Below are 13,334 nucleotides of genomic sequence, written 5' to 3' on the forward strand. Positions count from 1 at the left end.
ATCACCCCAGGCGCAGAGGCAGGCTGCGCAGCCTTTTCCCCGTCAAACTGAACACGGCGTTGGCTACGGCGGGCGCAATCGGCGGCGTACCGGGCTCGCCCACGCCTTCCGGGTGCTCGGCGCTGGCGATGATGATGGTTTCCACCTCGGGCGTTTGCCCCATGCGCAGCACGGGATAGTCGTGGAAGTTGCTCTGCTCGACTTTGCCATCCTTGAAGGTGATCTCGCCGCCCAGCGCCGCCGACAGGCCGAACAGCACGGCCGACTCCATCTGCTGGGCGATGATGTTCGGATTGACGGCGATGCCGCAATCGATGGCGCACACCACGCGCTGCACGCGGATCTCGCCGTTTTCCACGGATACCTGCGCCACTTGCGCGACGATGCTGCCGAACGACTGGTGCAGGGCCACGCCGTGCGCATGGCCAGGTGGCGGGCTGCCCGCCCTGCTGACGGCCGCGTCGAGCACGGCCAGGTGGCGCGGATGCTGCGCCAGCATCGCGCGGCGGAAAACGATGCCGTCCTGCCCCGCCGCGTGCGCCAGTTCATCGATAAAGCTTTCCTTGAAGAAAGCGTTGTGCGAATGCCCGACCGAGCGCCAGTAGCCGACGGGCACGGCACTGTCGGCGATCACGTGGGCGATGCGCTGGCTGGCGATTTCATACGGCATGTCGAATTCGCCTTCGGCCGTGGTCTTGTCCGGCCCCGCGCCGGGCAAGCCGAAATTGCGCTGCAAAAACTGGTGCGTGATGGAGCCGCTGACGGATTTATTGTCCCAGGAAGCAATGCGGCCGTGCTCGTCCAGGCGTGCCGCAAACCGCGCCAGCGCGGCGGGACGGTACATATCGTGCTGCGTGTCCTGCTCGCGCGTCCATACCAGCTGCACGGGCGCGCCATTGCATTGCAGCGCGATGGCCACGGCTTGCGCCACCATATCCACTTCCAGGCGGCGGCCGAAACCGCCGCCGAGCAGCAGCACCTCGATGGCCACATCCTTCGCATCGACGCCGGCCACTTTCGCCGCCACATCGACGGCGATGCCGGGCGCCTGCGTCGACACCCACAACATCACCTTGCCATTGCTCACCTGCGCGGTGCAGTTGACGGGTTCCATGGCGGCGTGCGCGAGGAACGGCGCGCGGTATTCGGCCTTGACGCTGCGCAAACCCTGCACGGCTTTGCTTTCCACCTCGCCGCTGGCGTGGTAGACATGGCCCGCCTCGGCATCCAGCAGGCGGGCAAACTCCGCATACACGCCGGCACTGGACAAGTTCGCCTGCGGCCCGGCCTTCCACTGCGCCGGCAAGGCGGCGGCCGCCTGTCGGGCGCGCCACCAGGTGTCGGCCACCACGGCGGCGCACGAGGTGACCGATGTGCTGCGCTGGGGCAAGTGCGGCGTCAGGTCCACCACCTTTTTAACGCCGGGCATGGCCAGGATGGGCGCCGCATCGAACGCGGCCAAAACATCGCCCAGGCGCGGCGGCAGCTGCAGGGCCGCATACAGCATGCCGGGCGGGCGGGCATCGATGCCGAAACGCGCGCTGCCGTTGACTTTGGACGGCGTGTCGCGGCGCGGCGCCGGCTGGCCGATCAATTTGAAATCCTTGGGGGATTTCAGCACGGGCGTGCCCGGATCGATGGCGGCGGCGCGCTGCGCCAGGCTGGCGTAGCTGGCGCGCCGGCCGTCCGGGTGGAGCACGGCGCCGTTTTCCGTGCGGCATTGCGCGGCCGGCACCTGCCACTGCGCGGCGGCGGCTTGCAGCAGCATGGCGCGCGCGCAGGCGCCGGCCTCGCGCATGGGACCCCAGCCATCCTTCACGCTCGACGAGCCGCCCGTGACGATCACGCCCAGTTCGCGCGCGGCCTTGGCCACCGTCCACTGCGCCAGCGCTTTTACGCGGCCCTGGTCGTCCGGGTGGAACGGCAGGCTGTCCTTGAGCATGGCCACGTTGCCAAAGATTTTATCCATGGGCGCCTGGATCAGTTTGACGCTGCTCAAAGGCACGTCGAGTTCCTCGGCCACCAGCATGGGCAAGGCCGTGTGCACGCCCTGCCCCATCTCGCTGCGCGGCATGGCCAGCATCACCGTGCCGTCTGATTGAATCGCCAGCCAGCCATTCAAGGCCACGGCGCCATCGTGCAGCGGCAGCGGCGCGCTGCCGTGCAGGCGCTGGCGCGGCGGCAGCATGCCCCAGCCCAGCACCAGGGCACCCACGCCGGCCACGCCGAGGCCAAGGCCGCCGAGCAGGAAACGGCGGCGCGACGGGGAGGATTCTGCGGCCATGGGCTGTCCTTTATAGTGGTGAGTGATCGATCCAGCGCTCCAGCATATCCTGTGCCAGCACCGGACGGCTATAAAAATAACCTTGCGCCAGCTTGCAACCATGGCGCAGCAGGAAGGCGGCCTGCTCTTCCGTCTCCACGCCTTCGGCGATCACCGACAATTGCATGCTCTTGCCCAGCTGGATGATGGCAATCGCGATCGCCTCATCGTTGACGTCCGTCGAGATATCCTTGATGAAGGAGCGGTCGATCTTCAGGGTTTGCACGGGCAGCTGTTTCAGGTAGGCGAGCGAGGAATAGCCGGTGCCGAAGTCGTCGATGGCCAGGCCCACGCCGATGGCATGCAAATCGTTGATGAAGCCCAGGGCGTCGCCCGTGTTCATGATCACCGATTCCGTTACTTCCAGCTGCAGCCGCTGCGGCTCCAGGCCCGTTTCCTTCAAGATATCGGCCACCATGCCGGCGATGCTGCCCCGTTCGAACTGTTTGACGGACAGATTGACGGCCATCTTCGGCACGTGCAAGCCCTGCGCCTGCCAGCGCATCATCTGGCGGCACGCTTCGTCGAGCACCCATTTGCCCAGCTGGTTGATGAAACCGCTGTCCTCGGCCAGCGGAATGAAGCGCACGGGCGGCACCAGGCCCAGTTCCGGGTGGTTCCAGCGCACCAGCGCCTCGACGCCGACCAGGCGGCCCGTGTCGATTTCCACCTGCGGCTGGTAATTCAGGAACATCTCGTTCTTTTCCAGCGAGCGGCGCAAAAAGGTTTCCAGGCGCAGGCGCTCGACGCCCTCGCCCGTCATCGACGGCGCATAGAAGCGGTAGCCGTTGCGCCCGCGCGCCTTGGCCTGGTACATGGCCACGTCGGCATTGCGGATCAGCATGTTCAAGTCCAGCGCATCGTCCGGATACAGGCTGATGCCCACGCTGCAGGTGACGAACAATTCGTGGTCGGCCACCGTGAACGGCTGGTCGAACATGGTCATCAGCTTTTCCGCCACCTGCGTCGCGCCGTACTCGCCGTCTATGCCTTCGAGCAACACGATGAACTCGTCGCCGCCCAGGCGCGCCAGGGTATCGCCTTCGCGCAGGCGGGCCGCCAGCTGGCCGGCCACCTTTTGCAGCAATTCGTCGCCCACATGGTGGCCCAGGGTGTCGTTGACATTCTTGAAACGGTCGAGGTCGATGAACAGCACGGCCAGCTGCTCCTGGTCGCGCGCGGCGCGCAGCAGCGCGTGCTGCAGGCGGTCGTGGAACAGCAGGCGGTTCGGCAGCGCCGTCAGCGGGTCGTGGTGGGCCATGTGGTCGAGCTTTTCCTGCGACTGCTTGATCAGGGTGATGTCGCTGAACACGCCCACGTAATGGGTGGTGACGGCGCGCGTGTCGCGCACGGCGCTGATGGTCAGCCACTCGAGGTAAATTTCACCGTTCTTGCGCTGGTGCCAGACTTCGCCGCGCCAGAAGCCGCTGGCGATCAGCTCGTCCCACAGCGCCTGGTAGAACGCCGCGTCGTGGCGCGCCGAGCGGTTCAGCGAGGAATGCCGGCCCAGCGCCTCCGCTTCGCTGTAGCCGGTGATCTGCGTAAACGCCGGGTTGACGGTGACGATGATGCCGTTCGCGTCGACCACCATCACGCCGTCGGCGATGTGTTCGAGCACGGTGGCCGACAGGCGCAGCTTTTCCTCGGCTTCCTTGCGCGCCGTGATGTCGGCATACACCCAGATGCTGCCTTCGTTGGGACGCAGCGGATCGAGTGCGCAGCCGCTCACCAGCGCCCAGAACAGGCTGCCGTCGCGGCGCTGGTACTGGCGCTCTTCGCTGAAGTCGCCCCCCTGGGCCAGGGCCGGATACTGGCGCTCGCCCGCCTCTTCGAAATCATACGAGGAAGTGAAGACGATGGCGGTCGAATTGCCCATCATTTGACCGGGATCATAGCCGAACAACTCCTCGCAGCGGCGGTTGACGGAAATGATGCGGCGGTGGCGCACGAACATCACGCCGAACATCACGTTGTCCAGAATCGCGCTCTGCTCCGTCAGCAGCGCCTCGATGCGCATCTCGTGGTGCTTGCGCTGGCTGATGTCGGCAATGATGCCGTCGACCCAGATGACGCCCTGCTCGCCCGCCTGAGGCTGGCCATTCTCGGCCACCCAGCGCTCGATGCCGAAAGCGTCGATGATGCGGTATTCCAGCGCATACGGCCGCACCTCGGCCACTGCCTGGCGCACGGCGCGGCGGTGCTCGCGGCGGTCTTCCGGGCAGATCAGGTCGGCCCAGGCGTGCGTGCTGCCGCGCATGAACTGGCGCGCCGAATAGCCGGAAATCTCTTCGATGGCATCGCTGACGAAATCGATGGGGCCGTCGGGCCGGTAGCGGAAGACGGCGCCCGGCACCTGCGTGACGATGGTGCGGAAACGTTCTTCGCGCTGGCCCACGTCCTCGAACAGCTGGCCGATGGCCGCGCGCATTTGCTCGAGCTGGGCCGTCAGGCGCCCCAGCTCGTCATTGCTGTGCGAGGCCAGGGGCGTATCGAAATCGCCGTGCGACAGGCGGTCGGAAAAGCGCGTCAGGCGGCGCAGGGGCTTGAGCAGGCGGCGGTTCAGGAACAGCACGATCAGCGCCATCGACACGGCCAGCTGCGCGCCCAGCACGAAAATGTAGGAGATCTGCTTTTCGCGCAGCTCCTGCTGGCTGCGCGCATCGTCCATCTCGACGACGACATGGCCGATGCGCTCGCCGCGCACGAGGATGTCGCGCTCGGCACGGTACAGATTGCCCACGGGCCGCTGCGGCGCCTGCAGGCGGATGAATTCCGTGTCGCCCTGCCCCAGCACCTTCACCAGCAGCACGGAGCGGTCGCGCATCACCGATTCGACCAGCGAATGGGCCGATTCCGCATTCATGTTCCACAGCGACTCCTGCATGCCCAGCGCCAGGATGTCGGCATTGCGCTGCAAGGCCTCGTTCAGGCTGGTGCGCGCAGACTGGCGTTCATGCACGCCGACCAGCACATAGCTGCCGAAGAGGGCGGGCACGACCAGGCCGCCAAACACCACCAGCAGCAGGGCGCCATAGATCGACGAGCCGTACAGCACACGCAGGCTGGTGCGCAGGCGCTGGTAAGGTGAATTAAACATGCGGCAACAGGGCAACAGGGATCAGGCGGGCGATCATCGAGCTTTACGGGGGAAACTGGGTGGACGGGGCGGGAAGAAACTTTTTCAGGAGCAATTATGCATGGAAAAAGCGGGAAAAGTCACCAATAAACACGCGCCAGCGGCGACGTCATGCCATATAGACAGGGCCGAAAAACCACACGCGCGCCGGCGCGCCCGGCCCGCGCCAGCAGAAAAGCGCGCAGCTTGCTATCATCGCGCCACTTTACCTAGAGGAACCACCATGACCTTCTCCATCTACTCCGCATCGATCCCCGTCTTCAAACAGATCCTGGGCAGTCTGGCCGCCATCCTGGACAAGGCGGAAACGCACGCGCAAGACAAGAAAATCGACCCGAACGCCCTGCTGCAATTCCGCCTGTTCCCGGACATGCTGCCGTTCGTGCGCCAGATCCAGATCGCCACCGACTTCGCCAAGGGCTGCGGCGCGCGCCTGGCCGGCGTGGCCGTGCCTCCATATGAAGACAGCGAACAGAGCTTTGCAGAACTGAAAGCGCGCATCGTGAAAACCATCGCCTTCCTGGAAAGCCTGCCGCAAGCGGACATCGACGGCAGCGAAACGCGCGCCATCACCACCGGCAGCGGCGAAAAGACCAAGCACTTCACGGGCCAGACCTACCTGTTCCACTACGCGCTGCCGCACTTCTTCTTCCACGCCACGACGGCGTACGACATCCTGCGCCATAACGGCATCGAAGTCGGCAAAAAAGACTTTATCGGCAGTTACTGAGACGCATAAGCAAATCTACTGCGCGGCGCGCTTTGCGGCCTGCGATGCTCGCCGTACTTGAGTACGGCTGCGCTTCTTAGCCGCAAATCATCGCCGCTCGCTACGATTTGCTTAAGCGTCGACGCTTTAGAGTAATACCGCTTGATATTGCTCTATTGCGTCGCTATTTAAGTATTCCGGCGCGGATACCCTTGCGAAAGAATCCGCACCCACACCACTTCCTTCTCTTCATCCGTCATCGACACCCAGTGGGCCACTTCCACCACGCTGCGGCCGCAGCCGCGGCAGATTTCATCGAAGGTCGTCGAGCACACGGCCACGCAGGGTGTGTCTGGACGCAGCGGCAATTCCTTGTCCGCCATCAAGACACCTTCGGCAAGCCGAGTTTTTCCCAGCCTTCGGTGCCCAGCGCTTCCAGTGTGGCAATATTCTTGTCGAAAATTTCCGATGCTTCCGGGAACGCCTCGACGGCGCGCTCGATGCTGTCTTCGCGCAGCAGGTGCAGGGTCGGGTACGGCGAACGGTTCGTGTAGTTGCTGATGTCGTCCTCGAACGTCTCGGCAAACTGGTAGTTCGGGTGGAAACTGGCCACCTGCAGTTCGCCGGCCAGGTGCATGTCTTCCACGGCCGCATCGGCCACGTCGAGAAACTCGTTGTAATCGAGGAAGTCGTTCAGGGTGTACGGATGGATCAGCAAGGTCGTGTCGATCTGCTCCGGGTCCGTGTCGGCCAGGGTTTGCAGCTCGTCCATCAGCAGCGCCAGCAGATCTTCCGGGTTCTCAGACTCGCACACCACATAACGGATCTGCTTCTTGACGTGCACGGCCTTGGCGAACGGGCACAGGTTCAGGCCGATCACGGCCTTTTCCAGCCAGGCGACGGTATTGGCGATGATGACGGCGTTGTCGTCGTCGTGGCGCGGCGGGGTGTTCATATGCTTGACTCTCTATCAATAAGGCGGCCGGCAGCCGAATGGCCGGCCAAAGCCAAATTGTACGCACTCTTTGCGCAGTCTCATACCGGACGGCTGCCACGCTTGCGCCAGCCTCCCCGCCATGTATGCTATAACAGCGGCCGAATCACGCATCGGGCAAATTAAATTTGCAATAATGACAGCATTTGCGAATGGAAACTCAGCCGTTACCCGCTTATTGCCGCTTATTTCCTGTCATCATGCTGACATAATTCTTGACTCCTGCATGTGGATATACGTACACTCGCACCTGAATCATGGGTCTGTCCGATGTTTCTCCGACGACAACAATGGAACACTATGCACGAAAACTCCTTTAAATCTACCGTCCTGGCGGCGTTGGCCCTGGCGCTTGCGCCCGCCCTCAGCCAGGCGTACGAAGCCGGTGTTGAGAGCGATAACGCGCCAGTCGCCGCCGCCGCACCTGCCCTGATCCCGATGACCGCCCAGGTCACGGCGAAACTCCCCACCCTCGACAACCGCCTGCAAAAGACCGACCGCCTGCTGAAAAACCTCAGCGACAATTCCGATCCGCTGCGCGAAGCCGACGTCTGGGGCCGCATCCGCAGCGGCTATGCGATTCCCGACATTAACAACCAACTGGTGGCCAACCACGTCAACTGGTACGCCACCCGCCCCGACTACATCGCCCGCACCACGGCGCGCGCCTCGCGCTACATCTTCCACGTGGTGCAGGAACTGGAAAAGCGCGGCATGCCGACGGAACTGGCCTTGCTGCCGTTCATCGAGTCCGCCTTCAATCCGCAAGCGTTCTCGAGCGCCAATGCGGCCGGCATGTGGCAATTCGTGCCCGCCACGGGGCGCGATTTCAACCTCAAGCAAAACATGTTCAAGGACGAGCGCCGCGGCGTGCTGGCCTCGACCGATGCGGCCCTGACGTATCTGCAGCGCCTGTATGACATGTTTGGCGACTGGCAACTGGCCCTGGCCGCCTACAACTGGGGCGAAGGCTCGGTGCAGCGCGCCATCAAGAAAAACCAGGCGCTGGGCAAGCCGACCGATTTCGAAAGCCTGGCCGACCTGATGCCGGCCGAAACGCGCAACTACGTGCCGAAATTGCAAGCGGTCAAGAACATCATCGCCAATCCGGCCCAGTTCGGTCTGACCCTGCCCGTGGTCGACAACCAGCCCTATTTCACGGCCATCGACAAGACCAGCGACATCGACATCACCGTCGCCGCCCAGCTGGCCGAACTGTCGATGGATGAATTCAAGGCCTTGAATCCGCAATTCAACCGCCCCGTCATCATCGGCGGCGAAAAGACGAAGATTCTGTTGCCACAGGAAAACGCCGCCAAGTTCACCACCAACCTGGCGCAATGGGGCCATGCCTTGTCGAGCTGGACCACGCACAAGATCACGAATGCGCGCGAACGCATCGAAACCCTGGCGTCGAAATTCGGCACCACGGCCGACGTGCTGCGCCAGGCCAACAACATTCCGCAGCGCACCAGCCTGCGCGCCGGCTCCACCATCCTCGTGCCAAAGACTTCGGCGACGATGAACAAGGACATCACCCAGGAAATCGCCGACAGCGCCACCATGCTGCTGGAAGCGGACCGTCCGGAACGGGCCGCCAAGGCACTACGCCGCGCCGCCAAGGGCGGCAAGGCGCAAACGGCGCCAATTTCCCTGGTGAAACCGCGCATCCAGCGCGGCGGCGGCAACAGTCGCGCCAAGGCCCGTCACTGATCGCCTGAGCTGTATTGACCTACCTCACCGGCCGCCACAGCATTGCTGTCGCGGCCGGTTGCACATCCGCCTTACCCGCCCACCTACCCAGACAGGAGTCGTCATGGCTTTCTTGCAAGGCAAAAAAATCCTCATCACGGGCTTGCTGTCGAACCGCTCCATCGCCTATGGCATCGCCAAGGCTTGCCACCGCGAAGGCGCCACCCTCGCCTTCACCTATGTGGGCGAACGCTTCAAGGAGCGCATCACGGAGTTCGCGGCGGAATTCGGCAGCGAACTGGTGTTCGACTGCGACGTTTCCAGCGATGAACAGATCGCGGCCGTCTTCCGCGACCTGGCGCAGCACTGGGAACACCTCGATGGCCTGGTGCACGCCATCGGCTTCGCCCCGCGCGAGGCGATCGCCGGCGACTTCCTCGACGGCCTGTCGCGCGACAGCTTCCGCATCGCGCACGATATTTCCGCCTACAGCTTTCCCGCCATGGCCAAGGCCGCCCTGCCCCTGCTGCATCCGGGCGCCTCGGTGCTGACCCTGACCTACCTGGGCGCCGTGCGCGCCGTACCCTACTACAACACCATGGGCCTGGCCAAGGCATCGCTGGAAGCGTCCGTGCGCTACCTGGCCGAATCGCTGGGCCCGCGCGGCATCCGCGCCAACGGCATCTCGGCCGGCCCCATCAAGACCCTGGCCGCCTCCGGCATCAAGGATTTCAGCAAACTGCTGGGCTTTGTGGCCGAGCACGCCCCGCTGCGCCGCAACGTCACCATCGAAGAGGTCGGCAACACGGCCGCCTTCCTGCTGTCCGACCTGGCTTCCGGCATCACGGGCGAGATTACCTACGTCGATGGCGGCTTTTCGCAAGTGATGGCCGTCAATCCGGAAGTAGAGTAATTGGCACTTGGTCGACGTGGCGCAAGCGGCCCGGCAAATCAACCTGGCCAGGGAAACGCGACAGGCGCCGCCGCTGCCCGCCGACATCGTGGCCATGCTCCATTAAACGGAAGAAAACTACGTATTCTTACTGATTTCACATAGGAAACATGATCAAAACGTGGTAGGACTGTCGTTTCTTCCCATTTAGGCCGTGCAAAACGGCGGCAAATACGGTATAGTGTCGTTGTGCGCTGCAATATGTTTCCTTGAAGCGATGGCAACACCGCAGTTACATGCACTACAAACTTAGCAGCTTCGCAAGCCTTAGCGCATCCACAGGATGCCGCTTAATAAAGCCCTCCCGCCTTGTGTGTCGCACCTGACACCGTCCCGGCGCAAAGCTTTTGTGCCGAAATTTCTTTCTAGTTGAGTCATTTCGTTTTGGTTGGCGTTGCTATTTTGCGTTCTGCTTTTTGCAAGAACGCTGATTTTCACGAAAGAAAAAGAATGACATTTGAATCCTTAGGCCTGCATCCGTCCATCCTCGCCGCTCTGACCGAATCGGGCTACACCGCGCCAACCGCGGTACAGTCGCAAGCGATTCCAGCCGCGATCGAAGGCCGTGACCTGCTGGTCTCGTCGCAGACCGGTTCGGGCAAGACGGCAGCTTTCATGCTGCCATCGCTGCACAAACTGGCCAGCGCCGAACAAAGCGCCGCCGGCAAGACGCCAAACCAGGAAATGCAAGCATCGCGCGCCCGCGGCGAGCGTCCACGTTTCAAGGCTGCCCAGCCAAAAATGCTGGTGCTGACGCCAACGCGCGAACTGGCCCTGCAAGTAACGACCAACACCGACAAGTACAGCACCGGCATCCGCCGCATCAAGGCTGTGTCGATCCTGGGCGGCATGCCTTACCCTAAACAGATGCAATTGCTGGCCAAGAATCCTGAGATTCTGGTCGCGACCCCTGGCCGCCTGATCGACCACATGGATTCGGGCAAGATCGACTTCTCGCAACTGGAAATCCTGGTGCTGGACGAAGCCGACCGCATGCTGGACATGGGTTTCATCGACGACATCGAAAAGATCGTCGAAGCGACGCCGGAAGGCCGCCAGACCATGCTGTTCTCGGCAACGCTGGATGGCGTGGTCGGCAACATGGCGCGCCGCATCACGAAAAACCCGCTGGTCATCCAGGTGGCAAGTTCGAGCAACAAGCATGAAAACATCACGCAGCGCGTCCACTTCGTCGACGACCTGTCGCACAAGAATCGCCTGCTGGACCACCTGCTGCGCGACGAAACCTTGGACCAGGCTGTTGTGTTCACCGCCACCAAGCGTGACGCCGACACCATCGCCGACCGCCTGAACATCGCCGGTTTCTCGGCTGCCGCCTTGCACGGCGACATGCATCAGGGCGCGCGCAACCGCACCCTGGACGGCATGCGCCGCGGCCAGGTCAAGGTGCTGGTCGCCACCGACGTTGCCGCCCGCGGTATCGACGTGCCAACGATCACCCACGTGTTCAACTACGATCTGCCGAAGTTCCCGGAAGACTACGTCCACCGCATCGGCCGTACCGGCCGCGCTGGCCGCAATGGCCTGGCCATCTCGCTGGTGAACCACGCTGAAGGCATGAACGTCAAGCGCATCGAACGCTTCACCAAGCAATTGATCCCGGTCAATGTCATCGAAGGTTTCGAGCCAAAGAAAACGGCATCGGCACCACGTTCGAGCGCCCGTCCAGGCGGCTGGAAACCAGGCGACAACCGTGGCGGCGCGAAGCCAGGCCAACGCACGTTCAGCAAGCCGGGCGCACCGCGTAAAGACGGCGCTCCTAGCACCGGCGGCGGCTACAAGGGTTCCAACCCGCGCAGCACCGACGGCGCACGCCGCAGCTACGGCGACCGTTAATCACGGCGCCATGCCGCCAACGGGCGGCAAGCAATAAAAAAAACGGCCACCAGATCGCTCTGGCGGCCGTTTTTTTATGTCGATTGCCTTTACTTCTTCGACACCTTCTGGCGCGACAGCTTGCGCAGCTTGGCCTGCTCGAAGCGCACCTGCTGCTCCGGCGTTTCCAGCGCCAGCGGCGGCACGGCCACGGGCTTGCGGTTGGCGTCCACGGCCACCATGGTGAAATAGCAGCTGTTGGCGTGGCGCACCAGGCGCTGCTGGATGTTTTCCGTCACCACGCGGATGCCCACTTCCATCGACGTCGTGCCCGTGTAGTTGATCGAGGCCAGGAACGTCACCAGTTCGCCCACGTGGATAGGCTGCAGGAACATCACCTGGTCCACCGACAGGGTCACCACATAGCTGCCCGAATAGCGGCTGGCGCAGGCGTAGGCGACGCTGTCGAGGTATTTCAGGATGGTGCCGCCGTGCACGTTGCCGGAAAAGTTGGCCATATCGGGCGTCATCAGGACCGTCATCGTCAGTTCGTGGGCCGACCAGTTCATCGCGCTGTCCAAAGTGTTCTCCAAGGGGAAATAATAGGGGGATGTGAAAACCGGCCCCAGGGGCCGGTTGCCGGGACAGGCTGTTACAGTCCCAGGGTATCGATATCGGCCAGCGAGTCGCGGCCCTTGTCGGAAATGTCGTGACCCTCGCCTTCGGCGCGCGCCACGATGTGGGCTTTCTTGCCCAGGAAATAGGCCACGTCCGTATCCAGCTTGGTCAGCGGATCGGCGGCCACGGCGCGCAGCCCCATGATGCAGCGGCGCAGGAACAGCAGTTGTTGTGCCTTATCCGTGATGGACAGACGGCCGTCGCGTGCATAGCTGAGCAGCTTCAGGCCGGACAGGCGCTTGGCATTGCGGGCAACGCAAGCACTGGGGCGCTCGGTCTTGATGCCGCGTGCAACTTGCTCCAGCGCGTCATATTCATCGGTTGTTAATTTCTCGTTCTTCATTACTTTTCCATAAAAGGCCAGGTGTTCGGCCCCCATGGTACGCGCCCCGCTGCGCATCGGCAACAGGCAACGTGATTCAGTCGCCGCCCGCCCCACGGACGGCGTGCTGAAAAGGCGCGTGGAGTACGCTTATTTGTAGGTGCGCAGCAGCAACCACGCCAGGCCGCAACCGGCCACGGCACCCGCCAGGGCCAGCGCCGCGAGGTTCTTGCTGGTGATCACAGGGCGACGGCCCAGGTAAATTTTGTTATGCAAGGAATTGCCCATGATGGTCTCCTGTACAAGAATTTTTATGATGTCTCATTATAAGAACAGAATCGTGACGGCCGCATGACACACAGCAGTTAGCGCTTGATTTGTATCCACTCGGCAACGTTTATTGGCATTTTTGTTGTTTAAATGGCGTGGCTACCCGGCCGGCCGCGCAATCCATTTCCGGCTAGAAATAAACAGCGCGCGGCAGCGGGTCGGCCGCTCAGGTGGGCGACGACTTGCTCTCAGCCCATCTTGACGGGCGGCGGCGGCGGCGTCGGCTCCTCGACCGGCACGGGATCCGTGTGCGGCGGCTTTTCCGGCGGCGGCGTCAGCGGATCGCCTTCGGGCGGCGGCGGGATATCCGGTTCAGGCGTGCTGTGCGCACGCAGCGGGGCATGGCGGGATCGTGGTTGCAT

Annotated in this window: 12 protein-coding genes; 4 read left to right on the forward strand and 8 right to left on the reverse strand. The window is 63.0% G+C overall.

The features are described from left to right. Position 1: 1 nt before the first annotated feature. A complete protein-coding gene (locus AC07X6_RS03575) occupies positions 2–2,284 on the reverse strand; it encodes a xanthine dehydrogenase family protein molybdopterin-binding subunit (protein ID WP_494790122.1) in 2,283 nt (760 codons plus the stop codon). Positions 2,285–2,294: 10 nt separating this feature from the next. Continuing rightward, entirely contained in the window at positions 2,295–5,420 is a 3,126-nt protein-coding gene (locus tag AC07X6_RS03580) for a sensor domain-containing protein (protein ID WP_474292009.1), read from the reverse strand. A gap of 262 nt (positions 5,421–5,682) precedes the next feature. On the opposite strand from AC07X6_RS03580, the gene AC07X6_RS03585 reads away from it, so the two are divergent. After that, complete coding sequence (locus AC07X6_RS03585; RefSeq protein ID WP_034779265.1) at positions 5,683–6,189, forward strand: DUF1993 domain-containing protein; 507 nt, start codon at positions 5,683–5,685, stop codon at positions 6,187–6,189. 167 nt (positions 6,190–6,356) lie between these two features. On the opposite strand, the gene AC07X6_RS03590 is transcribed toward AC07X6_RS03585, so the two are convergent. Together AC07X6_RS03590 and AC07X6_RS03595 are read right to left on the reverse strand one after the other, a co-directional pair. Continuing rightward, positions 6,357–6,551, reverse strand: coding sequence for a DUF1289 domain-containing protein (locus tag AC07X6_RS03590; protein WP_077406743.1), 195 nt, complete (start codon positions 6,549–6,551; stop codon positions 6,357–6,359). Continuing rightward, a complete protein-coding gene (locus AC07X6_RS03595; protein ID WP_494790123.1) occupies positions 6,551–7,123 on the reverse strand; it encodes a DUF1415 domain-containing protein in 573 nt (190 codons plus the stop codon). Before AC07X6_RS03595 ends, AC07X6_RS03590 begins: the two co-directional genes overlap by 1 nt. A gap of 339 nt (positions 7,124–7,462) precedes the next feature. Between AC07X6_RS03595 and AC07X6_RS03600 the strand changes: the two genes are divergently transcribed. The 3 genes from AC07X6_RS03600 (at position 7,463) to AC07X6_RS03610 (ending at position 11,663) form a co-directional block, all read left to right on the forward strand. Beyond that, positions 7,463–8,875: a transglycosylase SLT domain-containing protein gene (locus AC07X6_RS03600; protein WP_230540592.1), complete on the forward strand. Its 1,413-nt coding sequence runs from the start codon at positions 7,463–7,465 to the stop codon at positions 8,873–8,875. Between the two features lie 103 nt (positions 8,876–8,978). Further along, complete coding sequence (fabI, locus tag AC07X6_RS03605) at positions 8,979–9,767, forward strand: enoyl-ACP reductase FabI (RefSeq protein WP_230540585.1); 789 nt, start codon at positions 8,979–8,981, stop codon at positions 9,765–9,767. A 489-nt stretch (positions 9,768–10,256) separates the two neighbouring features. Next, positions 10,257–11,663, forward strand: coding sequence for a DEAD/DEAH box helicase (locus AC07X6_RS03610; RefSeq protein ID WP_071322891.1), 1,407 nt, complete (start codon positions 10,257–10,259; stop codon positions 11,661–11,663). 89 nt (positions 11,664–11,752) lie between these two features. Here the strand turns inward: AC07X6_RS03610 and AC07X6_RS03615 are convergent, their stop codons facing one another. The 4 genes from AC07X6_RS03615 to AC07X6_RS03630 form a co-directional block, all read right to left on the reverse strand. Next, a complete protein-coding gene (locus AC07X6_RS03615) occupies positions 11,753–12,211 on the reverse strand; it encodes an acyl-CoA thioesterase (protein ID WP_071326331.1) in 459 nt (152 codons plus the stop codon). Between the two features lie 83 nt (positions 12,212–12,294). Continuing rightward, positions 12,295–12,663, reverse strand: coding sequence for a hypothetical protein (locus AC07X6_RS03620; RefSeq protein WP_092714661.1), 369 nt, complete (start codon positions 12,661–12,663; stop codon positions 12,295–12,297). 129 nt (positions 12,664–12,792) lie between these two features. Next, complete coding sequence (locus tag AC07X6_RS03625) at positions 12,793–12,930, reverse strand: hypothetical protein (RefSeq protein WP_166674638.1); 138 nt, start codon at positions 12,928–12,930, stop codon at positions 12,793–12,795. A 230-nt stretch (positions 12,931–13,160) separates the two neighbouring features. Further along, on the reverse strand, positions 13,161–13,334 hold the full coding sequence (locus AC07X6_RS03630) for a hypothetical protein (protein WP_230540583.1): 174 nt from the start codon (positions 13,332–13,334) through the stop codon (positions 13,161–13,163).

This window comes from Janthinobacterium sp. GW460-12-1-14-LB5 (assembly GCF_059423585.1).

Coding starts and splice junctions, on each gene's coding strand:
- AC07X6_RS03630 (WP_230540583.1), bottom strand. CDS start 13,334: ATGCAACCACGATCCCGCCATGCCCCGCTGCGTGCGCACAGCACGCCT.
- AC07X6_RS03615 (WP_071326331.1), bottom strand. CDS start 12,211: ATGAACTGGTCGGCCCACGAACTGACGATGACGGTCCTGATGACGCCC.
- AC07X6_RS03590 (WP_077406743.1), bottom strand. CDS start 6,551: ATGGCGGACAAGGAATTGCCGCTGCGTCCAGACACACCCTGCGTGGCC.
- AC07X6_RS03580 (WP_474292009.1), bottom strand. CDS start 5,420: ATGTTTAATTCACCTTACCAGCGCCTGCGCACCAGCCTGCGTGTGCTG.
- AC07X6_RS03575 (WP_494790122.1), bottom strand. CDS start 2,284: ATGGCCGCAGAATCCTCCCCGTCGCGCCGCCGTTTCCTGCTCGGCGGC.
- fabI (WP_230540585.1), top strand. CDS start 8,979: ATGGCTTTCTTGCAAGGCAAAAAAATCCTCATCACGGGCTTGCTGTCG.
- AC07X6_RS03620 (WP_092714661.1), bottom strand. CDS start 12,663: ATGAAGAACGAGAAATTAACAACCGATGAATATGACGCGCTGGAGCAA.
- AC07X6_RS03585 (WP_034779265.1), top strand. CDS start 5,683: ATGACCTTCTCCATCTACTCCGCATCGATCCCCGTCTTCAAACAGATC.
- AC07X6_RS03610 (WP_071322891.1), top strand. CDS start 10,257: ATGACATTTGAATCCTTAGGCCTGCATCCGTCCATCCTCGCCGCTCTG.
- AC07X6_RS03595 (WP_494790123.1), bottom strand. CDS start 7,123: ATGAACACCCCGCCGCGCCACGACGACGACAACGCCGTCATCATCGCC.
- AC07X6_RS03625 (WP_166674638.1), bottom strand. CDS start 12,930: ATGGGCAATTCCTTGCATAACAAAATTTACCTGGGCCGTCGCCCTGTG.
- AC07X6_RS03600 (WP_230540592.1), top strand. CDS start 7,463: ATGCACGAAAACTCCTTTAAATCTACCGTCCTGGCGGCGTTGGCCCTG.